We start from the raw sequence: 21,990 nt of genomic DNA on the forward strand, positions 1-21,990 counted from the left end.
GCCGCGCGTGACCTGCACAACCGGAGAAAACCCGCGCAACGACCGCAGCGCGCGCCACATGTCCTGGCGCACCTGATGTGCCAGCCGCGTGGCAGAGCCCGCGCGCAGGGTGGTTTCCGCCGCAACGTCGAAACGTGCTGGCAGATGACGCGCAAGTGTCAGCACGTCGCCATCCCGCAGGGTATGCCACTTTGAATTGGCCACAGATACGATCCTATTGGCGCACGCACCCCCGCTTACAGCGGGATATTGTCGTGCTTTTTCCAGGGGTTCTCGAGTTTCTTATTGCGCAGCGACGCAAAGGCGCGGGCTACCCGACGACGGGTAGATTGCGGCATGATGACCTCGTCAATAAAGCCACGCTCGGCCGCCACGAAGGGGTTGGCGAAGCGGTCTTCATAGTTTTTGGTGTGTGCCGCGATTTTCTCGGCGTCACCCAGATCGGCGCGATGAATGATTTCCGTCGCCCCTTTCGCGCCCATCACAGCGATTTCCGCAGAGGGCCATGCATAGTTGAAATCACCACGCAGGTGCTTGGACGCCATAACGTCATACGCCCCGCCATAGGCTTTGCGGGTGATAACCGTCACCTTCGGAACCGTTGCCTCGCCATAAGCAAAGAGCAGTTTCGCGCCGTGCTTGATAACGCCGCCATATTCCTGACTGGTGCCTGGCAAAAAGCCTGGAACGTCGACCAGCGTCAGGATCGGAATTTCAAAACAATCACAGAAACGCACAAACCGTGCCGCCTTGCGAGAGCTGTCGATGTCCAGACAGCCCGCCAGAACCATCGGCTGGTTCGCGACAACACCCACTGTCTGGCCTTCCATACGGATGAGACCTGTGATGATGTTCTTGGCGTAGTCTTCCTGGATCTCATAGAAATCGCTTTCATCCGCAATTTTGTGGATCAGCTCTTTCATATCATAAGGCGTGTTCGCGTTTTCCGGCACCAAAGTGTCCAACGACGCATCGACCCGCGCCGGGTCATCAAAGAAAGGACGCACCGGAGGTTTCTCACGGTTGTTCAGCGGCAAGAAGTCCACAAGGTTGCGCACCTCGCGCAGGGCTTCGACGTCGTTTTCAAACGCACCATCGGCAACAGAGGATTTCTTGGTGTGCGTGGAGGCCCCGCCCAGCTCTTCGGCGGTCACCACCTCATTGGTCACGGTTTTCACAACGTCGGGGCCTGTGACGAACATGTAGGACGTGTCTTTGACCATAAAGATAAAGTCTGTCATCGCAGGGCTATAGACCGCCCCGCCCGCGCATGGCCCCATGATCACAGAGATCTGCGGCACGACACCTGATGCCATAATATTGCGCTGGAACACCTCGGCATAGCCTGCCAGAGAGTCGACACCCTCTTGGATCCGCGCACCACCAGAGTCATTCAGACCAATGATCGGCGCGCCGTTTTGGACCGCCATATCCTGAATTTTACAGATCTTTTGCGCGTGCGTTTCAGACAGCGAGCCGCCAAAAACCGTGAAATCCTGCGAGAACACATAGACCATACGGCCGTTGATCGTTCCCCAGCCGGTAATCACCCCGTCGCCCGCTGGCTTTTGGTTTTCCATGCCGAACTCTGTGCAACGGTGGGTTTTGAACATGTCAAACTCTTCGAAGCTGCCCTCGTCCAAAAGCAGTTCAATGCGTTCGCGTGCAGTCAGTTTCGCCCGCGCGTGCTGGCTGTCGATGCGGCGCTGACCACCGCCCAAGCGGGCCGTTTCACGACGCGCTTCGAGTTCTTGAAGAATATTATCCATGTCACACCCTTTGGTCTGTTACGTCGTGATAGCCTTATCCCACCGCATCGCAAAGGTATTTCCCGCAAATTTGCAAACCTCATCAAACTCAATACGTGAAAATTGCAAAATTGCAAAATTTGAACCATTTAGTTCATTTTTACAACTTGGAGTCGCAAAAACTCTTCTCTTTAAGAAATCGGCTGCCTACAACTAAACAGGTCAACAGTGCGTGCCTATTATGTATTTAAGTCGAAGATCACCTCCTCATATCTCTACACTCATTCTGCTTGCAGGCCTGAGTGCGATGATCATGAATATTTTCCTGCCAAGCCTGCCTGGCATGACGATCTATTTCGACACCGACTATAGTGTGATGCAGCTTTCCGTGGCGGGCTATCTGGCCGCCAGTGCCATTTTGCAAGTGCTTATTGGGCCGATCTCGGATCAGATCGGGCGTCGCCCGGTCCTTATGGCCGGTATTTTTCTGTTCCTGCTCAGTACCTTGGGCTGTATCTATGCACCAAACGCCACCGTATTTCTGATCTTCCGCATTGGGCAGGCCGTCATCGCGACCTGCCTGGTTCTCAGCCGCGCCATCGTGCGCGACGTCGTCGAAGACGCCGAGGCCGCCTCTAAGATCGGCTTTGTGACCATGGGCATGTCGGTGGTCCCTATGGTGGCCCCGGCCCTCGGTGGATTGCTGGAAGAAACCTGGGACTGGCGCGCAAGTTTCTGGCTGATGTTTGCGTCTGGCGCACTGGCGTTGGTCTTGGTTTACTTCGATCTGGGCGAAACCAAGCGGCGCAGCGGTCTGACATTGGGTGCGCAGTTCAAACAATGTCCCGAGCTTCTGACCAGCCCCCGGTTTTGGGGTTACAGCCTGGCCTCGGGCTTTGCATCAGGCGCGTTCTTTGCCTACCTCGGGGGCGCGCCGCTTGTGGCCAGCGGGTATTTCGCGCTCGACCCATCCGAAGTGGGCCTCTATTTCGGTGCGCCCGCGATTGGGTATTTCGTCGGCAACTATCTCTCTGGCACCTATTCCCAACGCATAGGCGTAAACAACATGGTGCTGTGGGGATCGCTTGTTAACGCGGTCGGCGTGGGCCTGTCACTGACGCTTGTGGCCGCCGGATATGGCAGTGCCTTTAGCTTTTTTGCCTTTATGACCTTTGTCGGCGTGGGCAACGGCATGGTCATCCCCAACGCAACCGCAGGGGCCTTGTCTGTTCGGCCGCACCTTGCGGGCACCGCCTCGGGACTGGCGAGCGCCATCATGATTGGCGGCGGCGCGGGGCTGTCAGCCTTGGCAGGCGTTGTGATCGAATTCTGGCCCAACCCCTTCTCTTTGTTGCTGTTGATGCTGGCTACAGCACTGGCCGCATTGGTGGCCATATTGCTGACAATTCGTCGCGAAAGACGACTTCAGGGCTAGCATCCTCGGATTTGCAAACCTATGCTTCGACGCAAGCTAAGTTGCAAATCACGAGGCACGCCATGGCGACACAGAAACTTTATGCCGGCGCGAAACTGCGGGAAATCCGCAACCGCGTGTCCCTGACACAACGGGACTTTGCAGGCAAACTTGGCGTGTCCCTGCCCTATCTCAATCAGATGGAAAACAACAACCGGCCGGTTTCAACAACGGTTGTTCTGGCCTTGGCCCAAGAGTTCGGCATCGACGTCACAGAACTCTCGACAGGCGATTCCGAGCGATTGGTCAGCGATCTGCGCGAAGCGCTTGCAGATCCGGCCCTGGCAGACAGCGATGTGCCCCTGGCGGATATTCGGCTGTCGGCCTCAAACGCCCCTGCGCTTGCCCGCGCGTTTCTGAAACTGCATCACACCTATCGCGAAACCCATGAACGGCTTGCCTCGCTGGATGATGCCCTCGGGCGGCAAGAATTTCGGATGCAGCCAAGCCCATGGGACGAGGTGCGCGACTTTTTCCACTACTGCGACAACTACATCGATGCCGTGGACCACGCTGCCGAGAATTTCGCCAAGTCAGCCGAGGCGAAATCCTCGATGCGGGCGGCGGCAGAGGATGCGCTGCATCACGTAGGCGTTTCAGTTCGGTTGAGCGATACAGGGCCGCTGCGCCAATACGATCAAGCCACCAAGACGCTTTCAATATCTGCGCGCGCCTCGCTGGCGACGCAGTGCTTTCAGATGCTGTTGCAGGTCGCGCTGCTTCAGCGCAACTCATTGCTGGAAGCGACGCTGGACCTGGCCAAGTTCCAATCTGAAACATCGCGCGATATCGCCAAGATTGGCCTTGCGAATTACTTCGCCGGAGCGGCCCTGATGCCTTATCAGAGGTTTCACGCCGCCGCGCAAGATCATCGGCACGACCTTGAACTGTTGTCCAACCAGTTCGGGGCCTCGATCGAACAAGTCGCGCACCGTTTGTCGACCCTGCAACGCCCTGGAAACAAAGGGATTCCCTTCTTTTTCGTGCGGGTCGATCAGGCCGGTACAATCACGAAACGCCACTCTGCCACACGGCTGCAATTTGCGCGGTTTGGCGGGGCCTGCCCGCTGTGGAACGTGCACCGCGCCTTTGAAACGCCCGGACGGTTTTTGCGACAGCTTGCGGAAACCCCGGACGGTGTGCGGTACTTCTCGCTGGCGCGGGATGTGTCGAAATCCGGCGGTCACTATGGCGCGCCGGTGCGCCGGTACGCGATTGCATTGGGATGCGAGATCAAACACGCCGACCGCATGGTCTATGCCGACAATATGGACGTGTCCAACGCGGCCTCTTTCCAACCGATCGGGATCTCGTGCCGGATCTGCGAACGCCCCGATTGTCACCAGCGCTCGGTGCCGCCGCTAGAGCGCAAACTGATGATCCGGGAAAACGAACGGGGCGTTTTGCCATATGAGGTCGGCTAGCGCCGGATTGCTTTGTAAGCTTCTATTTTTAAATCGCTATTGAGACACAAAATGATCCGCTTTTTCGCCTTTGCATTTCTGATTTTGGGCTTTTTGGCCTTGGGCGTTGAGAAAGTTCTCGACCAGACGAACGACACCATTCTCTACACTTTCGACCCCACGGAAGAGGCGCCGTCTCAGACCTATCTGCCTCATGTCGAGGTCCACGATCTGGACGGGCCTTTGGGCCGAGTCGTCACGTGGTACGTGCCACCCAAGCGCGGCAAACCGATTGTAGTTTACCTGCATGGAAACGCCGGCAATCTGGCGGACCGCACCGGGCGCTTTAACCGGTTGATCCGCGCAGGTTTTGGCATCTTTGCACAGGCCTATCCGGGCAGTTCCGGCAGCGCAGGCAGCCCCCGCGAAGAGGCCATCATCACAAGCATGCGCGCGGGTTATGACTGGCTGAGCAACAAGATCGGCCCCAGCCAGCGCCTTGTAATCTATGGGGAAAGTCTGGGGTCGGCGGTCGCTTTGGGCCTTATCGAAAACCTGTCCACCGCCCCAAACGACAGGACGACATTACCAACTGGTGTCATCCTGGAAGCGCCGTTCACCTCAATTCCCGATATGGCCAAGACGATGTTTGGCCCGCCCGGATCATTTGTGGCGCGGTTCATGGATGATTGGGACAGCCTCACCCGTGTCAAAACGTCGGTGGACCTTCCCTTGATCGTTGTCCACGGCGTGCAGGATCAGGTCGTGCGATCAAACAAAGGTCGCGCCGTATTTGACGCGGCCCAAAGTGACAAAAAACGCTTGCTGATGGTGCCTGATGCCAACCACGTCAATATCTGGTCCCATGGGGTGATATCCCAGATCCTGAACCATATGGCCCTGACCGATCTGGGGCTTTAACGCTGCGCGGTTTCCCAATCCGGGTGGAACCACGGGCGATCATTGGCGGCAGGCAGTGAGCGTCCAAGAATGTGATCCGAGGCCTTTTCGCCCGTCATAATCGACGGCCCGTTCAGGTTGCCATTTGTGATGCGCGGAAAGATCGAGCTGTCTGCAACGCGCAGGCCATCCACGCCGATGACGCGACATTCAGAATCCACAACGCTGGTCGGATCATCCACCGCCCCCATGCGGCAGGTGCCACCGGGGTGATAGGCGCTTTCGACGTGTTCTCTGATAAAGCCATCCAGCTCTTCATCCGATTGCAACGCCGCGCCGGGCTGGATTTCATGTTTCACAAAGGGCGCAAAAGCCTCTTGCCCAAAGATCTCGCGGGTCAGGCGTATGCAGGTGCGGAAATCCTCCCAGTCTTGCTCGGTGGACATATAGTTGAACAAAATGTTTGGCGCGTCTTTGGGGTCTGAACTGGCCAGCGTGACCTCGCCGCGCGAACCGCTGCGCATGGGGCCAACATGGGCCTGAAAGCCGTGCCCCTCGGATGCCGCCTGCCCGTCGTAACGGACCGCAATGGGCAGGAAATGGTATTGAATATCAGGATATTGCACCCCGGCCTTCGAGCGGATGAAGGCCGCGGACTCAAACTGATTAGAGGCCCCGACGCCAGATTTGCTGAACAGCCACCGCGCCCCAACCCAGGCTTTTCCCAAAAGGTTCCAGTATTTGTACAAGGTGATCGGTTGCGTGCAGGCCATCTGCAGATACAGCTCAAGGTGATCCTGCAGGTTCTGCCCGACGCCGGGCCGATCTGCCACAACGTCGATCCCATGCTCTGCCAGATGCGCGGCCGGACCAATGCCCGACAACATCAACAGTTTTGGTGAGTTCAAAGAGCTGGCCGCAAGGATCACTTCGGTTGAGGCATGGATGACCTCTGTTTTGCCTTGGCGTTCAATTTGAACCCCGGTCGCGCGCCCGTCTTCCATCACGACCTTACACGCCAGCCCCCGCACCAACGTGCAGTTCTCGCGTTTCAATGCAGGCTTCAGATAGGCATTGGCCGCAGACCAACGACGCCCCTTATAGACCGTCATGTCCATCGGGCCAAAGCCCTCTTGCTGCTCGCCATTGTAATCAGACGTCACAGGATAGCCTGCCTGTTCACCCGCCTTGACGAATGCTGCGTGCAGCGGGTTGTCGCGCGGACCGCGGGACACATGAAGCGGTCCGGTTTTGCCGCGCCATTCCGGATCACCGCCCTGCCCGCTTTCATGCCATGTTTCCATGCGTTTGAAGTAAGGCAACACATCCGCATAGGACCACCCCTGCGCGCCGCTGGCGGCCCAATGATCATAGTCCCCTGCATGCCCGCGTACATAAACCATTCCATTGATGGAACTGGATCCGCCAATCACCTTACCCCGTGGCGTCGCAAGTCGCCGACCGCCCAGATGAGGCTCCGGTTGAGACTGATACCCCCAGTCATAGAGGCTCATGTTCATCGGATAGCTCAGCGCGCCGGGCATCTGGATCAATGGCCCCGCATCAGATCCACCATGCTCGATCACAATGACGGATTTTCCGGCCTCAGACAGTCGGTACGCCATAGCGCATCCGGCAGAGCCCGCTCCAACAATCACATAATCTGCACGCATAGCTCGGTCTCCTATTGTCGGGCCCAATTTGTACTGCCGCGTCACTTCGGACGGGGTTCATATGCCTGAGTGCGCGTTTGCAACCGCCGCTGCCCAAGGTGGGTCAGACCCTAGCAATGCGAATCTTAAACAGCAAATCAAAAATTTAAATGGTCATTTAATTTTTGACGAAACGCCACGCGTTTTTTGCGTTAACCCCTGACGAATAAAGGGTATAGACAGGATATGAGCAAAAGACGCATTCGCGACATCCGCCACGAAGAACTGATCGACGCCGCCATTCGCGCCGTGGCCGAGCGTGGATATGCTCAGGTCACAATGACGGATATCGCCAAAGAAGCCGGGTCGACCGCTGCCAGCATTAACTATTACTTCGGGTCGAAGGATCAGTTGATTCAGGCCATGATGCTGCGGATCCTGCGCACCCTGAAGGCTGCCAATCTGCGCAATCTGGCGGGGACGCAAACGCCCTATGACAGGCTGATGGCGGAATTGGATGCCAACTTTGACGAGGCGCTGTTCACGCCGGAAACCTGTGCGATCTGGCTGCAGTTCTGGGCCAATGCGCCCTATCACGAGGGGCTCGCCCGGTTGCAGCGCATCAATCGCCAGCGCGTCACCAGCCACTTCCGCGCTGAACTCAGTCAGTTGCTGCCTAAGACCCGTCTGGATACCGTACAGCAGGCGCTACAGGCCTATATGGATGGCGTCTGGCTAGAAGCAGCAATGTCGCGCAGACCAGTGAATGCGGCTGCCGCCCAGAAAGAAGCGCGCCGCGTTGCGGATTTGATGCTGAAAGCAGGCTAGGCGTGGGTCACTAGGCTGACGGCGATGGCCCACATCGTCACGCCGACCAAGACATCCAACAGACGCCATGACAACGGATTGGTAAAGAACCCGCGCAGCAACGCCGCCCCATAGCCAAGCGCGAAAAAGAACGAAAAGCTGGCACAGACCGCACCCACCGCAAACAGGCGCGCATCTTCAAACTGCGCAGACAGCCCCCCCAATAAAACCACAGTATCAAGGTAAACATGCGGGTTTGCCCAAGTCAGCGCCAAACAGGTGGCGATCGCCGCCCCCAGCTTGGGCGTCTTGCCCCCCTCTGCCGCCAGCGCGCTGCCTCCGCGATAGGCCGACATGAACTTCATCGCACCATAGACAAACAAGAACGCCGCCCCGCCCCAGCGTGCGATATCAACAGCAAAGGGCGCGGCCTCGACCAAAGCACCAAAACCCGCGACGCCTGCAACAATAAGAATGGCATCGGAAATTGCACAGGTCAGAACGACCGGCAGCACAAACTCTCCGCGTAACCCTTGCCTGAGAACAAAAGAGTTCTGCGCCCCAATGGCCAGGATCAAAGAAAGGCCCAGAGCAAAGCCCGCCGTCAAAGATGAAATCATAGCCCTGTCACCCGTCGATACGTCTTGTTTTACCCAGAGGCGTTGTGGCTGCGCGCGCCCTGTACCTTGGCTCAGGCCTAGCACTCTGGATCCCCCCATGCAACGGCGCGCGGCCCCGTGGCAATTGTCAAACTGCGCGCAAGAACTTGCCACATTCCTGCCAGATCGACATGCAGAATCACCCCAAACGAGTAGTGGTTTTTGAAAGGTGCATCATGAGTGCGATCAATACCTATGCCGAAAGGATGGGGCCCAGTTTTTCCAGCGCCTTATGGGTGACTGGCCTGCTGTTGCGCCTTGGTATGATCGGCGTGTTCATAGTGCTTTTGTCCTTCGCGTCCCGGACTGCCTGGCCGTTTGCACTGATCATCATTGCGGACCTGTTTGTGTTTGCCTATCAGGTCGTCCGCTTCGTCAATGCAGCCAGCCTGTTTTATAATGATACCGGCAGGTTCTGGACCATCGTTGGCGCATCCGTTGGATATGTGGTCGCCGGGCTGGTGACCTTTGTCTTGTGGTTTCAGGCCTTCATGGTTGTTGATGCCGCCCTGTCGGGCAACCGCTCGGCGCGCACAACGACCGATAATTCGCCGTCCATTCTGGAAACTCGCGCGCCTCCCAAAAGGTTCCGCATGCACCTGTCACTGGACGGGCGCGTGTTGACCTATGATGGCATCATGTCATCGGGCATGATGAACGAGCTTGAACCCCTGATGTCGCAATCACCTGATTTGCAGCAGATTACCTTGAACAGCCCGGGCGGCAATCTTTACGAAGCCCGCCGGTTTGCGCAACGCGTGCTGCAATATGGGCTGGACACACATGTCGCCATCGAATGCAGCTCGAGCTGTCTGTTGGCCTTTACCGCTGGTGCCAATCGCACATTAGGTCCCGGTGCCCAGCTTGGTTTTCACCGCTATGGTTTGGATTTCAAACAGCTGATGCCCTATGCCGAAGCCGATGTCGAAAGACTGCAGGATCAAAGATTCTTTGAGCAGCAGCAGATCGATAGCCGCTTCATCGAGCGCTACTTTCAAGACGATCGCCGCGCGCTGTGGTATCCGCATAAGAACGAATTGCTGGACGCAGGCATCATCACCAAAAGATAAAGCCGCCCAAAAGGACGGCTTTGCCTGAAGTATCTTGAAATGGCGTGGCTTACAGCTGCGCCATGACTTCGTCGGTGGCCTCAAAGTTCGTGGTGACGCGCTGCACGTCATCATCATCTTCCAAGGCATCCACCAGCTTCATCAGTTTCTGCATATCTTCCAGACCCAGTTCGGTCGTGGTGGTTGGCTTCCAGATCAGTTTGGTCGACTCAGATTCGCCCAGATCCGCTTCCAGCGCGTTGGACACGTCATTCAGGTCGGTGTCTGCGCAATAGATGATGTGGCCATCCTCAGAGCTTTCGACATCCTCAGCACCCGCTTCAATGGCAGACATCATGATATCGTCTGCATCGCCCGCATCGGCCGGGTAAATCACCTCGCCCTTACGCTCAAACATAAATCCAACCGACCCGGTTTCGCCGAGGTTGCCGCCATTTTTCGAGAACGTAGAGCGCACAGTGGATGCTGTGCGGTTCTTGTTGTCGGTCATGGTTTCAACGATCACAGCCACACCATTGGGGCCATAGCCCTCATAGCGGATCTCGTCATAGCTTTCAGCATCCCCGCCAATCGCTTTCTTGATCGCGCGCTCGATCACATCCTTGGGAACGGACTGACTTTTGGCTTCTTTCACCGCCAGACGCAGACGCGGATTTTTATCGGGATCAGGATCCCCCATCTTCGCCGCCACTGTGATTTCTTTGGCAAGCTTGGAAAAAAGCTTGGACCGCGCGGCGTCCTGACGCCCTTTGCGGTGCTGAATATTTGCCCATTTACTATGGCCAGCCATGGCAGATGCCCCGTCTTTGATCTCGTTTCGCCTCCTATAGCGCAACCCAACCACAGCCTCAAGGCGCGCCGCAGGTGGCTTTTCCCCTTGCATGAAAGCCGTGGCTTGGCAAACTCAGATCACAACGGGATCGAGGCGACCATGAGCACAGAGTTAACCCAAGACCAGATCATCCTTTTTGCCCTGTTCGGCGTGGTCTTTGGCCTCTTGCTGTGGGGGCGATTTCGCTATGACCTCGTGGCGTTTTGTGCGCTGCTAGCGGGCGTCGTCCTGGGCGTGGTGCCTGAAAAAGACGCCTTCTCTGGCTTTGGCCACCCGGCGACGCTTGTTGTGGCGCTGGTTCTGGTTGTTTCGGCCGGGCTCGTGCGATCAGGCGCCGTGTTCATGATCACCCGTACCTTGGTGGACAGCACACGCGCCCTTGGCACCCATATCGCCATCATGGGCGGCGTTGGCGGTGTTTTGTCAGCCTTTATGAACAATGTTGCGGCGCTGGCTCTCTTGATGCCCGTCGACATCCAGACCGCCCGCAAAGCCTCGCGCAGCCCCGGCCTGTCGCTGATGCCCCTGTCTTTTGCGACGATCCTTGGCGGCATGGCCACGCTGATTGGCACGCCCCCCAACATCATCATCGCCTCAATCCGCGAAGACACACTGGGCACCCCTTTTCGCATGTTTGATTTCGCACCTGTGGGAGGGCTGACCGCACTGATTGGTCTGGCCTTTGTCGCGCTGTTTGGCTGGCGTTTGATCCCCAAACGCGATGATGCCGGCAGCGCCCTGACCGATCTGACAGAGTATCTGGCGGAACTCACGGTGCCCGAGGATCACAAACTGATCGGAACGCGTCTGGCAGATCTGGATCAGCAGGCAGCGCAGGCAGATGTCGCGATCATTGGCCTCAGCCGCGACGGGCGGCGGCGCTATGGCTCCGCACGCAACAGCACATTGCGTGCAGGCGACACCTTACTGCTTGAGGCCACCCCCGATGCCCTTGACGAATTCCGCACGGCCACCGGATTGCGATTTGCCGAAGACAAACGGGAACAACACCTGAAGGCTGCTGGCGACGGTTTGGACATGATCGAGGTGGTCGTCCCCGAAACCTCGCGCATCACCGGCAAGACCGCCGAGCGCATCGGGCTAGCCTGGCGCCAGGGCGCCATCCTGATGGGGCTGTCCCGCAATGGGCAGCGGATCACCAAACACCTGCGCAAAACGCCTTTAAAAACCGGCGACATCCTGCTTTTGCTCACCCCAAAAGATCGCGGCGAAGACATCACCGACTGGCTCGGCTGCCTGCCACTTGCGGATCGCGGCCTCCAGGTGACGGCCGATCAGAAATCCTGGCTGGCCATCGCACTTTTCGCCGCCGCAATCGCGGCATCAGCGGTCGGCCTGCTCTATTTGCCTATCGCGCTCGGCCTTGTGGTTGCCGCCTATGTGCTAACAAAAATCGTACCCTTATCCGAACTTTACACCCAGATCGAATGGCCCGTCGTGGTGCTGCTTGGCTCGATGATCCCCTTGGGCGCCGCACTAGAGGACGCCGGGGGCACCGAGCTGATAGCAGGCTCACTGGTTGCCCTGACCGAAGGGCTGCCCGCCTGGGCCATTCTGACTGTTCTGATGGTGGTCACCATGACCCTCAGCGATGTGCTCAACAACACCGCAACCGCCATCGTTGCCGCCCCCGTGGGCATTCATATGGCCACCTCGCTTGGCGCGTCACCGGATCCGTTTCTGATGGCTGTGGCCGTTGCCGCCTCTGCAGCCTTTCTCACGCCCATCGGACACAAGAACAACACCCTGATCCTTGGGCCCGGAGGCTACCGGTTCGGAGACTACTGGCGCATGGGCCTGCCCCTCGAGATCCTCGTGGTCGCCGTTTCAATCCCGCTGATCCTGATCTTCGGGCCGCTCTAAGCCTTTCTCTTGCAAGAAATATCCTGGGGTGAGGCCAAAGGCAGAGGGGCAACGCCCCTTACAGCGGCCACATCAAAGGAATAAGCGCACTCGCAAGCAGGCCCACCGACAGATTAAGCGGGATCCCAACGCGCATGAAATCGGTAAACCGATACCCGCCAGGGCCATAAACCAGCATATTGGTCTGATAGCCGATGGGTGTTGCGAAACTGGCGGATGCGGCCACCATGACGGCAATCACCAGCGGGCGCACGTCAAAGCCCATGGCCTCTCCAAGCCCCATGGCAATCGGCGTGACCACGACTGCCACCGCATTGTTGGACAGCATTTCTGTCAAAATCGACGTCAGCAGATAAATCGCCCAAACCAGAAAGAACGGCGGCAAGCCCTTCAGCCAGGGGGCAATCGCCTCGACAATCAGCGTCACTGCGCCCGAGGTCTGCAAGGCGACCCCAATGGCCAGCATCGAGAAAATCAGGGCCAGCAGACGGCCATCGACGGCGGCAAATGCTTCGTCTGCGTCAATACAGCGGGTGACAAGCACAACGGCCACAGCGATCACAGACAACAAGAAAATCGGCGCGACGCCAAGGCCCGCCAAGGCAACGATGCCCAGCAAAGCCAGCAAAGCAATCGGCGCCTGCCCGCGACGGTACTCGCGCTCGACCGGTTGGTTGACCTGCACCATATCCATGTCTGCCGCCAGCCTCTGAATGTCTTCTGGCGCGCCTTCCAGTAGCAATGTATCGCCTACGCGCACCACCAGCTCGTCAAGCTGCCTGCCGATGTTCTGATTGCTGCGGTGCACGGCGATTGTATAAACCCCGTAACGCCGCCGCAGACGCATCCCCCCAAGGGCGCGCCCCACCATGCGACAGCCGGGCGTGATCAGCACTTCGACCGTTGTTGTTTCAACCGACGAGACCTGATCCACACGTTTCAGCGACTTGTCCCGCTGCAGGCTGAGCAGTTCTGTCATTTTCGTACGCAGCACCACGCGGTCGCCGACTTGCAGTTCGACCCCTTTCAGGTTTCGACGCAACGACGCATCGCCCCGCAGAACGTCAATCAGGCGCACGCCGTCGCGTTTGAACAGCTGCACGCCGGTGACTTCGCGCCCAATCAGGTTTGAGTCAGGCGGCACAACGGCTTCGGTAAAGAATTTCATATCCTTGCGATTGCCCAAAAGCCCGGCCATGGAATCCCGTTCAGGCAGCAGATGCGGGCCAATAAAGCGCAGATAGATCATGCCCCAGACCACCAGAATGATCCCCAGCGGGGTGACCTCAAAGATCGAGAACCCCGCAAGCCCCTGCGCCCGCGCAACGCCGTCCACCAAAAGATTGGTAGACGTCCCGATCAGGGTCAGCGTTCCCCCCAGAATGGCGGCATAGCTGAGGGGGATCAGCAGCTTGCTGGGCGCAACGCCCAAAGTGCCCGCCAGCTGGATGAAAACCGGGATCATCACCACCACAACCGGTGTGTTGGACACCACGGCAGAGGCGACAATCACAAAGATCATCAACATCGCAATGGCCAATTTCGGATTGGACTTTGCTTGCCTGTCCGCCAAATGCGTGAAACTGGACAGTGCGCCGGTGCGCACAAGGGCGCTCATCACGATGAACATGGCCCCAATTGTCCAAGGGGCCGGGTTTGACAGCACGGTCAACGCGCCTTCATAGGGCAAGACCCCCAGTATTAACAGCGTCGCGACGCCAGCAATCCCAACCACTTCGGTGGGAAACACCTCGCGTACAAACAAGGCGAACATCACGGCGACCGTCACCAACGTGATGATCGCCTGTTGAGTTTGAGTAAACGCAAAAAAATCCATGGTGTCCTCAGGGGATGCTCCCCTTAACCATCAAACAACCTGTCAGGAGTGACAAGCTTAAACGGGGTCTGGCTTAAACGGGGTCTGGGCCTGCCTGCTGCAACCGACCGCCCTGACGCACCATCTCGATACGGGTGGCCGCGCCGGATCTGTCGTCGGTCTCGACATAGACGCCGCTGAGCGTTGCTTCGCCCGTGGCTGGTGTGAACCGGTTTTTGGGCATGCCGGTCACGAAACGGCGCATTGGTTCGGCTTTTTCCATGCCAATGACAGAATTGTAGTCCCCGCACATTCCAGCATCTGACAGCATCGCAGTGCCCTTGTCCAAGATCTGAGCGTCTGCGGTTGGCACATGGGTATGCGTTCCAACAACAAGGCTGGCCTTGCCATTGCAGAAATGCGCCATGCCCATTTTTTCGGACGTGGCTTCGCAATGCATATCCACCACGATGGCCTGCACCAGCCCACCCCGCGGATGTGCCTTCAAAACACGTTCGACCGTGGAAAACGGATCCGCAAAAGGACGCTTCATGAAAACCTGCCCAAGCGCCTGCAAAACAAGGATTTTCTTGCCTCGCACATCAAAGATACGATGCCCGCGCCCGGGGACATCGCCCGAGGCATAGTTCAGGGGGCGTATTATTCTGTTGTCGTCTTGGATGTGCTGCATCATGTCTTTTTGATCAAAGGCATGATCGCCCAACGTGATGCAATCGGCACCCGCCTCGAAAATCACATTGGCGTGCTGACCGGAAAGCCCCATGCCATTGCTGGCGTTCTCACCATTCACGATGACAAAATCCAAGCGCCACTCTTTGCGCAGACGAGGCAGATGTTCGGTGAGCGCAGCACGCCCCGCGCGCCCGACAACATCACCTAAAAACAGAATTTTCATGGGTGTTTGCCCTATCGCTGTGGGCCATTCAGAGCAAGGCTCTAGTCACGCAATCCGCCATCAATTGGCGAAAATGAGTAAATTTTAGCGTTTGAAGTCTCGAATGCCTGCTTCTGTGACCATCATGTCCAAGGGTTGATCGGTGTCTTCCAATGGCAAGTCATCGGCCTCTTGCGCGCCAAAGGCAAAGCCGATGGCCAGCGTCGCGCGTTTGGCACGCAAGAGCTCTAGCGTGCGGTCATAAAAGCCTCCGCCATACCCCAAACGCCCGCCGCGCGCGTCAAATGCAACCAGCGGCACGATCAGGATCTCTGGCTCGAAATAATCGTCCACAACGGGCACTTTGGCACCAAACGGACCATCTTTCAGCGCCCCATCCGGCTCCCAACGCGAGAATTTCAACGGCAGTCCCGCGTCTTGAATGACTGGCACGCCAACCAGCCCGTGCGCCGCTGCTTCGGCCATGGCAGCGATGGGATTGATCTCTGTTCGGATCGGCATATAGCCCGCCAAAGGCACACCCCGATAGCCAGCGAGCACCTCGGACAGATAGGCAGATTGCGCCGGATACCCCGCCCCAAAAGCCGCCTTGCGTCGGGCAAAGGCCGACTTGCGTGCCGCCGCTTTAATCTCGGTCAAATCCATCTGGTGTCCTTACAGTAAAACAGCACCCGCAAGCGCCAAAAAGGCAAAGAAACCAACCACATCCGTAACGGTTGTCACAAACGCACCAGAGGCAAGAGCCGGATCAACGCCTATCTTTTCCAAAAGCACGGGGATACCTGTGCCGGCAAGTCCAGCCACGACCAGATTTATGACCATGGCGACAGCGATCACTACGCCCAGCATAGGTGTCCCAAACCAGATAACCCCGACGATGCCCATCACGATGGCAAACACCACACCGTTAAACAGCCCCACCAAGGCCTCGCGCGAGACCACACGCCACAGGTTCGAGCTGGTCAAGTCTTTGGTCGCAAGTGCACGCACGGCAACCGTCAGGGACTGCGTACCCGCGTTGCCCCCCATCGAGGCCACGATAGGCATCAGTACCGCAAGGGCCACAAACTGCGCAATCGTGGCTTCGAACTGCGCGATCACCAGGGACGCCAGAATCGAGGTCACAAGGTTCACCGCCAGCCAAGGTATGCGCTGTTTTGTGGTCTCTAGAACGCTGTCAGATAGCGAGCTTTCGTCACCGACCCCGGCAAGACGCAGAATGTCTTCTTCGTGTTCCTCATCCAGAACGGCCATCGCATCGTCGATTGTAATCACACCGATCAGTCGGTCGTCCTCGTCCACCACGGGCGCAGAGATCAGGTGGTATTGGTTGAACGCATAGGCCACCTCGCCCTCGTCCTGCGCCACCGGAATGACCTGAAACATCTCTTCAGAAAGGTTCTTCAACGGCGCCTCGCGCGGAGACCCCATGATTTTGCCAAGCGTGACATTGGCCACGGGTCGCATACGTGGATCGACGAGGATCACGTGATAGAACTGTTCCGGCAGTTCCTCGGAATTACGCATGTAATCAATGGCATCGCCCACCGTCCAGTGCTCTGGCGCCCAGACAGTTTCGCGCTGCATCAAGCGACCCGCCGAAAACTCTGGATAGCTCAGCGCCTGCTCGACTGCGACCCGGTCGGCGTCTTCCAGAACCTCGAGGATGGCCTCTTGCTGTTCGTTGTCCAAATCCTCGACCAGATCGACAACGTCATCTGAATCCATGTCCCGCACGGCTTCGGCCAACGTTTCCGGCCGCAGCACGGAAATTACATCCTCGCGCAGACTTTCTTCGAGTTCTGACAGGATTTCCCCGTCAAACTCACGATCATAGAGCTGGATTAACCGACGTCGGTCATAGGCGTTGACCTGCTCGAGAAGGTCCGCGATGTCGGCCGCATGCATATCGTCCAGCAGCGCAACAAGGCGGTCGCGGTCAGATGTCTCGAGCGCAAAAAGGACCGCAGAAACGGTTTTGCTGTCGAGGCTATAGTCTTCGTCCTCAAGGGGAATTGGCGGCGTGATTTGCTCTGTTTCACTCATGGCGCGCCTCCTTTTGCCCCGGACGTTCTTATTTTCTGACCTTAATTGAAGCTGTGTCCGAAATTCAATGGTACCCCAGCAATTTACGCCCCCGCCGCGGCAAGTTAGGTTGCCAGCAAGAGGGAATTAACGATGACCGACACAGTTTTGCTTTTGGGACAGGTTCTCAGCTTTCGCGCTGATCCGTTCCAGGTACCGATCGAAGACGCAGCCCAACATATCCGTCAGGGCGCTGTTTTGCTGCGAGACGGCAAAATCGCCGCAGTCGGAGACCGCGAGACACTGCGCGCCCTGCACCCTTTGGCCGAGACCGTAGACTATGGGCAAAGCCTGATTATGGCTGGGTTTGTGGACGCCCATGCGCATTATCCACAAACCGCCATGATCGCGAGTTGGGGCAAACGTCTGATCGACTGGCTGAATTCCTATACCTTCCCCGAAGAAATGCGGTTCGGCAATCGCGCCTATGCCAGCGAAATCGCAAATCGCTATCTGGACCTGACCAAACAGCACGGCACAACCACCGTTGCCAGCTATGCCACGATCCATCCGGGGTCTGTGGAGGCTCTGTTTGAGGCCGCTCAAGGCCGGGGCCAGCGGATTGTTGCGGGCAAGACCTGTATGGATCGCAACGCGCCTGAGGGGTTAAGCGACACGGCGCAAGACGCTTATGACCAAAGCAAATACTTGATTAACACCTGGCACGGTGTGGGCCGGATCACCTATGCGATTACGCCCCGTTTCTCTCCGACATCAACGCCCGAACAATTGCAGATGCTGGGCGACTTGTGGGCGGAACATCCGGATTGTCTGATGCAGACGCACCTGTCTGAGCAGACCGATGAAATCGAATGGGTCATGGGACTATATCCTGACGCACGCGACTATCTGGACACCTATGAGAAATTCGGCCTGTTGGGCGGCCGTGGGCTGTATGGTCACGCGATCCACCTTGAAGAGCGCGAGATCAGCCGCCTGAACGAGGTCGGTGCGGCTGTTGTGCACTGCCCGACGTCTAACACGTTTATCGGATCGGGCCTGTTTGACATGGCAGGACTGAAAGCGCGCGGCATTTCGGTTGGGCTCGCCACAGACACGGGGGGCGGATCAAGCTTTTCCATGCTGCGCACCATGGCGGCGGCCTATGAAATCGGCCAGTTGCGCCACACGCCCCTGCACGCGGCGCAACTACTGTGGCTGGCCACACAGGGCTCTGCGAAATCGCTGCATCTAGAGGATAAGATCGGCAATGTTGCGCCGGGGCTTGAGGCCGACCTTGTTGTGCTGAACCTGTCGTCCACGGATGCAATTTCACAACGTGTGGACAACGCGAATGAGTTCTGGGAAAGCGTGTTTCCGACCATCATGATGGGCGATGACCGCGCAATCGAGGCGGTCTGGATCAACGGCAAGCGCGCCTAACGCTAGCACCGCCGCCCCAGCACCATCACCCAATATTTGCCCGCCTGTATCACGCCGATTTCCGTAACATCGGAATTCAGCATGTTTCTGCGATGCCCACGAGATTTAATCCAGGCCTGCGTGACCCGTTTGGCAGTACGCTGACCCACCGCGATATTCTCGGCAATCAGGCAATAGTTATACCCGTTGCGCAGCGCTCGATCACCGATTGTGCTGCCATCGGATCCTTGGTGCGAGAAGAACCCGTTGCGCCGCATATCCGATCCATGCGCTGCGGCGATCGCCTCAAGCAAAGGCGACGGTGTCAAAGCCGGCAAATTGTTTGAGGCGCGAAACGTATTTGTCATCGCAACCACGTCCCGACCGGATCCAGCCTGGGCAAGGCTGAAAAGACCGGTGACCAAAATAGCCGCCAGAAGAATTGTTTTTAGACCCATGGCCCGCATGAACTTACTCCAGCAAGGCCCCCACACGGTTATTTTGACGTTCAATTGCTAATGGAAGGTCAACGGTTGTCAAAATTCCATCGCGCACAATCTGGCGACCTTCTACCAACAGATTGTGCACTTTCTGAGGCCCCGCCAGAAGGATCGCAATTGGATCCCAACTGCCTGCCATTTCAATCGAGGTGATGTTCCACATCGCGATATCTGCGCGTTTTCCAACGGCAATTTGCCCGCAATCGTGACGCCCCAGAACCTCGGCACCACCGCGTGTCGCGATATGCAGCGCCTCGCGTGCAGACATGGCATCCGCGCCCTTGGCCACCCGCTGCAACAACATCGCCTGACGCGCCTCGCTCATGAGGTTGCCGCTGTCGTTGCTGGCCGATCCATCCACGCCAAGCCCTACAGGAACACCCGCGTCCCGCATCTCGCGGATCGGAGCGATACCTGAGCCAAGACGGCAGTTTGAGCACGGGCAATGGGCGACGCCGGTGCGATGTTTTGCAAACAAATCAATCTCTTGCGCATCCAGTTTGACGACATGGGCAAACCAGACGTCATCCCCGACCCACCCCAAGTCTTCGGCGTATTGCCCCGGGCGACAGCCGAATTTCTCCAGGGAATAGCGGACGTCCTCGTCGTTCTCGGCCAGATGGGTATGCAGCATCACGCCCTTGTCGCGCGCCAGAATAGCGCTGTCGCGCATCAGGTTCTGACTGACCGAAAAAGGCGAGCATGGCGCCAGCGACACCCGACACATGCTGCCTTCGCTTGCATCATGATGCGTATCGATCAGACGAATGCTGTCTTCCAGAATATCCGCCTCGCGCTCGACCAAAGAGTCCGGCGGAAGTCCGCCGTCCGAGACGCCAATGCTCATGGATCCGCGGGTAGGTTGAAACCGCATCCCGATATCAGAGGCCGCTGCGATGGTATCATCCAGTCGAGACCCATTTGGGAAAAGATACATATGGTCTGCCGCCAGCGTACACCCGCTCAGCGCAAGCTCCGCCAGACCGATTTGCGCCGACAGATACATGTCCTCGGGCGTCAGCGTCGACCAGATCGGATAAAGCCGCTGTAGCCAGCCAAAAAGCAAGGAATCCTGCGCCCCCGGAACGGCGCGCGTCAGGGTTTGAAACAGATGGTGGTGTGTATTGACCAGCCCCGGCGTGACCAAAAACCCTTTCGCGTCAATCACTTCACCATCGGAAGCGACCCCCGTCCCGATGTCCGCGATGACACCGTCCTTGACCAATATGTCCACGTTGCGCAGCTCGCGCTCGGCGTCGTCCATCGTGGCGACATAGGCGGCATTTCGTATCAGAATTTCGGTCATAGCAATCCCACATCAATTATCGCCCGTTTCGTAGATGTGAGAGTAGCGTCGACGGAATACGGGCAAACTTCTCGACGCAAGAGAAGCTTACCGTAAACCAGCAGATTTTCAAGCTAGGGTTTTGTTGTTTTCTCGATTACACGCCTGACAAGAGTTCCAGTGCGGCGGCATGCAACTCTGGGGTGGCCGCGGCAAGACAGCGACCGCCATTATGCGCAGGGTTGCCCTGCCAGTCTGTCACAACGCCGCCGGCCGCTTGGATCACAGCAATCGGGGCCTGAATGTCATAAGGTTGCAGCCCTGCTTCGATGACCAGATCAACCTGCCCCGCAGCCAAAAGCCCATAGGCATAGCAATCCATCCCATAGCGCGTCAGCTGCACTTGCTCGGCAACAGATTGAAACCCCGCCCGCTCGGCCGGGCTCCCGACTTCTGGGAAGGTTGTGAAGAGGATGGCGTCACTTAACGCAGTGGTCGTCTTGGTTTGAAGCGTCTTCGCCCCATGCGGGCCCGTTACGTCAGCAACCCCAAAGCCACCCACGAAACGTTCTCCGATATAGGGTTGATCGATGACGCCCATCAAAGGCCCCTGCTCATCAGCCAAAGCGATCAGGGTGCCCCAGGTCGGAGTTCCGCTGATGAACCCTCGGGTGCCGTCAATCGGGTCCAGCACCCAGGTCAGGCCAGATGTGCCCTCTTGGGTGCCGTACTCTTCACCCAGAATGCCGTCCTGCGGACGCAGCTGCGCCAACAAATCCCGCATCGCGCGCTCTGCTGCGCGGTCCGCGACGGTTACGGGGTCAAAGCCACCTTCGAGCTTGTTAGAAGTTGATAGCGCGTCGCCTCGGAAATACGGAAGAATGACCGCTCCGGCTGCGTCAGCAAGTTGTGACGCAACACCAAGAAGCTCTTTGCCGTTAAGGTCTTGTCGCATAGATATTTCCTCTGCCCTGCCATAGGTCGCCTATCGCAGCGCAGAGAGATTCTCAAGCGACGTCGCTGAGCACCCGAGCCAGTTCGAACAAACGACGGCGTTGGTTTTCAGGAATAGAGTAATAAGAACGCACCAGATCCAGCGCTTCTTTATCACCCATCAGATCAGACGGCGTATCCGCGTCGACAAGCTTGCCGTCGCTGATGCCATCAAAGAAGAAACTGACGGGCACATCCAGCGCCTCGGCAATGTCCCAAAGGCGGGACGCACTGACACGATTCGCACCAGTTTCATATTTCTGGATCTGTTGGAATTTGATGCCGACCTGTTCGGCCAGCTGTTGTTGCGTCATACCAATCAACCACCGGCGATGCCGGATACGCTTGCCAACGTGGACGTCAACGGGGTGCGTCATACTATAGGCTCCTTATACAAACCATTTAACCCAGCCACGAAAACCCACATTCCGTAGCCGAAGGTGTCGGCCAGCTCCCATACTGGTACCCGACTATGTTTGTCACTTCGCATCCCTACAGCGACGTACACATCATACCATGAACGTGTGCGTGATCAAGTTTTTTGAGAAATGTGAAAATGCAATTTTACCTTAGGTTGAAGAATATACGAAATATATGGATTGTC

Annotated in this window: 19 protein-coding genes and 1 pseudogene; 7 read left to right on the top strand and 13 right to left on the bottom strand. The window is 57.5% G+C overall.

Annotated elements, in window-relative coordinates:
* Positions 1-204 (bottom strand): annotated as a pseudogene (locus ACEQWH_RS05585) (hypothetical protein); the annotation flags it as partial.
* Between the two features lie 32 nt (positions 205-236).
* Positions 237-1,769 carry an acyl-CoA carboxylase subunit beta gene (locus ACEQWH_RS05590; protein ID WP_370228748.1) on the bottom strand — a complete coding sequence of 511 codons (1,533 nt, stop codon included), beginning with the start codon at positions 1,767-1,769 and terminating at the stop codon, positions 237-239.
* Between the two features lie 220 nt (positions 1,770-1,989).
* Between ACEQWH_RS05590 and ACEQWH_RS05595 the strand changes: the two genes are divergently transcribed.
* From ACEQWH_RS05595 to ACEQWH_RS05605, 3 genes are all read left to right on the top strand, one after another.
* On the top strand, positions 1,990-3,183 hold the full coding sequence (locus ACEQWH_RS05595) for a multidrug effflux MFS transporter (RefSeq protein WP_370228750.1): 1,194 nt from the start codon (positions 1,990-1,992) through the stop codon (positions 3,181-3,183).
* Positions 3,184-3,245: 62 nt separating this feature from the next.
* Entirely contained in the window at positions 3,246-4,646 is a 1,401-nt protein-coding gene (locus ACEQWH_RS05600) for a short-chain fatty acyl-CoA regulator family protein (protein WP_370228752.1), read from the top strand.
* A gap of 51 nt (positions 4,647-4,697) precedes the next feature.
* Entirely contained in the window at positions 4,698-5,546 is an 849-nt protein-coding gene (locus tag ACEQWH_RS05605; RefSeq protein ID WP_370228753.1) for an alpha/beta hydrolase, read from the top strand.
* Here ACEQWH_RS05605 and betA read toward each other — a convergent pair.
* Positions 5,543-7,198, bottom strand: a complete 1,656-nt coding sequence (betA, locus tag ACEQWH_RS05610) for a choline dehydrogenase (RefSeq protein WP_370228755.1) — start codon at positions 7,196-7,198, stop codon at positions 5,543-5,545. The two genes, ACEQWH_RS05605 and betA, sit on opposite strands and share 4 nt — an antisense overlap.
* 225 nt (positions 7,199-7,423) lie before the next feature.
* On the opposite strand from betA, the gene betI reads away from it, so the two are divergent.
* On the top strand, positions 7,424-8,005 hold the full coding sequence (gene betI / locus ACEQWH_RS05615) for a transcriptional regulator BetI (protein WP_370228757.1): 582 nt from the start codon (positions 7,424-7,426) through the stop codon (positions 8,003-8,005).
* On the opposite strand, the gene ACEQWH_RS05620 is transcribed toward betI, so the two are convergent.
* Positions 8,002-8,604 (bottom strand): LysE/ArgO family amino acid transporter, encoded by a 603-nt coding sequence (locus ACEQWH_RS05620; RefSeq protein WP_370228759.1) that lies wholly within the window; start codon positions 8,602-8,604, stop codon positions 8,002-8,004. The genes betI and ACEQWH_RS05620 overlap by 4 nt on opposite strands.
* A gap of 215 nt (positions 8,605-8,819) precedes the next feature.
* On the opposite strand from ACEQWH_RS05620, the gene ACEQWH_RS05625 reads away from it, so the two are divergent.
* Positions 8,820-9,713, top strand: a complete 894-nt coding sequence (locus tag ACEQWH_RS05625; RefSeq protein WP_370228760.1) for a hypothetical protein — start codon at positions 8,820-8,822, stop codon at positions 9,711-9,713.
* Positions 9,714-9,762: 49 nt separating this feature from the next.
* On the opposite strand, the gene ACEQWH_RS05630 is transcribed toward ACEQWH_RS05625, so the two are convergent.
* Entirely contained in the window at positions 9,763-10,503 is a 741-nt protein-coding gene (locus tag ACEQWH_RS05630; RefSeq protein WP_370228762.1) for a YebC/PmpR family DNA-binding transcriptional regulator, read from the bottom strand.
* A gap of 141 nt (positions 10,504-10,644) precedes the next feature.
* Between ACEQWH_RS05630 and ACEQWH_RS05635 the strand changes: the two genes are divergently transcribed.
* Positions 10,645-12,429: an SLC13 family permease gene (locus ACEQWH_RS05635; RefSeq protein ID WP_370228763.1), complete on the top strand. Its 1,785-nt coding sequence runs from the start codon at positions 10,645-10,647 to the stop codon at positions 12,427-12,429.
* A 58-nt stretch (positions 12,430-12,487) separates the two neighbouring features.
* On the opposite strand, the gene ACEQWH_RS05640 is transcribed toward ACEQWH_RS05635, so the two are convergent.
* From ACEQWH_RS05640 to mgtE, 4 genes are all read right to left on the bottom strand, one after another.
* Positions 12,488-14,266, bottom strand: a complete 1,779-nt coding sequence (locus tag ACEQWH_RS05640; protein ID WP_370228765.1) for an SLC13 family permease — start codon at positions 14,264-14,266, stop codon at positions 12,488-12,490.
* Positions 14,267-14,339: 73 nt separating this feature from the next.
* Positions 14,340-15,161: a TIGR00282 family metallophosphoesterase gene (locus ACEQWH_RS05645; RefSeq protein ID WP_370228766.1), complete on the bottom strand. Its 822-nt coding sequence runs from the start codon at positions 15,159-15,161 to the stop codon at positions 14,340-14,342.
* 84 nt (positions 15,162-15,245) lie between these two features.
* Positions 15,246-15,806, bottom strand: a complete 561-nt coding sequence (locus tag ACEQWH_RS05650; RefSeq protein WP_370228767.1) for a 5-formyltetrahydrofolate cyclo-ligase — start codon at positions 15,804-15,806, stop codon at positions 15,246-15,248.
* Positions 15,807-15,815: 9 nt separating this feature from the next.
* Positions 15,816-17,207 (bottom strand): magnesium transporter, encoded by a 1,392-nt coding sequence (mgtE, locus tag ACEQWH_RS05655; protein ID WP_370228768.1) that lies wholly within the window; start codon positions 17,205-17,207, stop codon positions 15,816-15,818.
* Positions 17,208-17,339: 132 nt separating this feature from the next.
* Between mgtE and guaD the strand changes: the two genes are divergently transcribed.
* Entirely contained in the window at positions 17,340-18,629 is a 1,290-nt protein-coding gene (gene guaD, locus ACEQWH_RS05660; RefSeq protein WP_370228770.1) for a guanine deaminase, read from the top strand.
* Positions 18,630-18,631: 2 nt separating this feature from the next.
* Here guaD and ACEQWH_RS05665 read toward each other — a convergent pair whose 3' ends face one another.
* From ACEQWH_RS05665 to ACEQWH_RS05680, 4 genes are all read right to left on the bottom strand, one after another.
* Positions 18,632-19,075, bottom strand: coding sequence for a CAP domain-containing protein (locus tag ACEQWH_RS05665; protein ID WP_370228771.1), 444 nt, complete (start codon positions 19,073-19,075; stop codon positions 18,632-18,634).
* Positions 19,076-19,079: 4 nt separating this feature from the next.
* Positions 19,080-20,414: an 8-oxoguanine deaminase gene (locus ACEQWH_RS05670; protein WP_370228773.1), complete on the bottom strand. Its 1,335-nt coding sequence runs from the start codon at positions 20,412-20,414 to the stop codon at positions 19,080-19,082.
* Between the two features lie 136 nt (positions 20,415-20,550).
* Entirely contained in the window at positions 20,551-21,348 is a 798-nt protein-coding gene (hisN, locus tag ACEQWH_RS05675; protein ID WP_370228774.1) for a histidinol-phosphatase, read from the bottom strand.
* A gap of 52 nt (positions 21,349-21,400) precedes the next feature.
* A complete protein-coding gene (locus tag ACEQWH_RS05680; protein WP_370228776.1) occupies positions 21,401-21,763 on the bottom strand; it encodes a helix-turn-helix domain-containing protein in 363 nt (120 codons plus the stop codon).
* Positions 21,764-21,990: the final 227 nt, after the last annotated feature.

The sequence above is a fragment of the Cognatishimia sp. genome, from assembly GCF_964229375.1.
Taxonomy (GTDB): Bacteria; Pseudomonadota; Alphaproteobacteria; order Rhodobacterales; family Rhodobacteraceae; genus Cognatishimia.

Coding starts and splice junctions, on each gene's coding strand:
- ACEQWH_RS05590 (WP_370228748.1), bottom strand. CDS start 1,769: ATGGATAATATTCTTCAAGAACTCGAAGCGCGTCGTGAAACGGCCCGC.
- ACEQWH_RS05595 (WP_370228750.1), top strand. CDS start 1,990: ATGTATTTAAGTCGAAGATCACCTCCTCATATCTCTACACTCATTCTG.
- ACEQWH_RS05600 (WP_370228752.1), top strand. CDS start 3,246: ATGGCGACACAGAAACTTTATGCCGGCGCGAAACTGCGGGAAATCCGC.
- ACEQWH_RS05605 (WP_370228753.1), top strand. CDS start 4,698: ATGATCCGCTTTTTCGCCTTTGCATTTCTGATTTTGGGCTTTTTGGCC.
- betA (WP_370228755.1), bottom strand. CDS start 7,198: ATGCGTGCAGATTATGTGATTGTTGGAGCGGGCTCTGCCGGATGCGCT.
- betI (WP_370228757.1), top strand. CDS start 7,424: ATGAGCAAAAGACGCATTCGCGACATCCGCCACGAAGAACTGATCGAC.
- ACEQWH_RS05620 (WP_370228759.1), bottom strand. CDS start 8,604: ATGATTTCATCTTTGACGGCGGGCTTTGCTCTGGGCCTTTCTTTGATC.
- ACEQWH_RS05625 (WP_370228760.1), top strand. CDS start 8,820: ATGAGTGCGATCAATACCTATGCCGAAAGGATGGGGCCCAGTTTTTCC.
- ACEQWH_RS05630 (WP_370228762.1), bottom strand. CDS start 10,503: ATGGCTGGCCATAGTAAATGGGCAAATATTCAGCACCGCAAAGGGCGT.
- ACEQWH_RS05635 (WP_370228763.1), top strand. CDS start 10,645: ATGAGCACAGAGTTAACCCAAGACCAGATCATCCTTTTTGCCCTGTTC.
- ACEQWH_RS05640 (WP_370228765.1), bottom strand. CDS start 14,266: ATGGATTTTTTTGCGTTTACTCAAACTCAACAGGCGATCATCACGTTG.
- ACEQWH_RS05645 (WP_370228766.1), bottom strand. CDS start 15,161: ATGAAAATTCTGTTTTTAGGTGATGTTGTCGGGCGCGCGGGGCGTGCT.
- ACEQWH_RS05650 (WP_370228767.1), bottom strand. CDS start 15,806: ATGGATTTGACCGAGATTAAAGCGGCGGCACGCAAGTCGGCCTTTGCC.
- mgtE (WP_370228768.1), bottom strand. CDS start 17,207: ATGAGTGAAACAGAGCAAATCACGCCGCCAATTCCCCTTGAGGACGAA.
- guaD (WP_370228770.1), top strand. CDS start 17,340: ATGACCGACACAGTTTTGCTTTTGGGACAGGTTCTCAGCTTTCGCGCT.
- ACEQWH_RS05665 (WP_370228771.1), bottom strand. CDS start 19,075: ATGCGGGCCATGGGTCTAAAAACAATTCTTCTGGCGGCTATTTTGGTC.
- ACEQWH_RS05670 (WP_370228773.1), bottom strand. CDS start 20,414: ATGACCGAAATTCTGATACGAAATGCCGCCTATGTCGCCACGATGGAC.
- hisN (WP_370228774.1), bottom strand. CDS start 21,348: ATGCGACAAGACCTTAACGGCAAAGAGCTTCTTGGTGTTGCGTCACAA.
- ACEQWH_RS05680 (WP_370228776.1), bottom strand. CDS start 21,763: ATGACGCACCCCGTTGACGTCCACGTTGGCAAGCGTATCCGGCATCGC.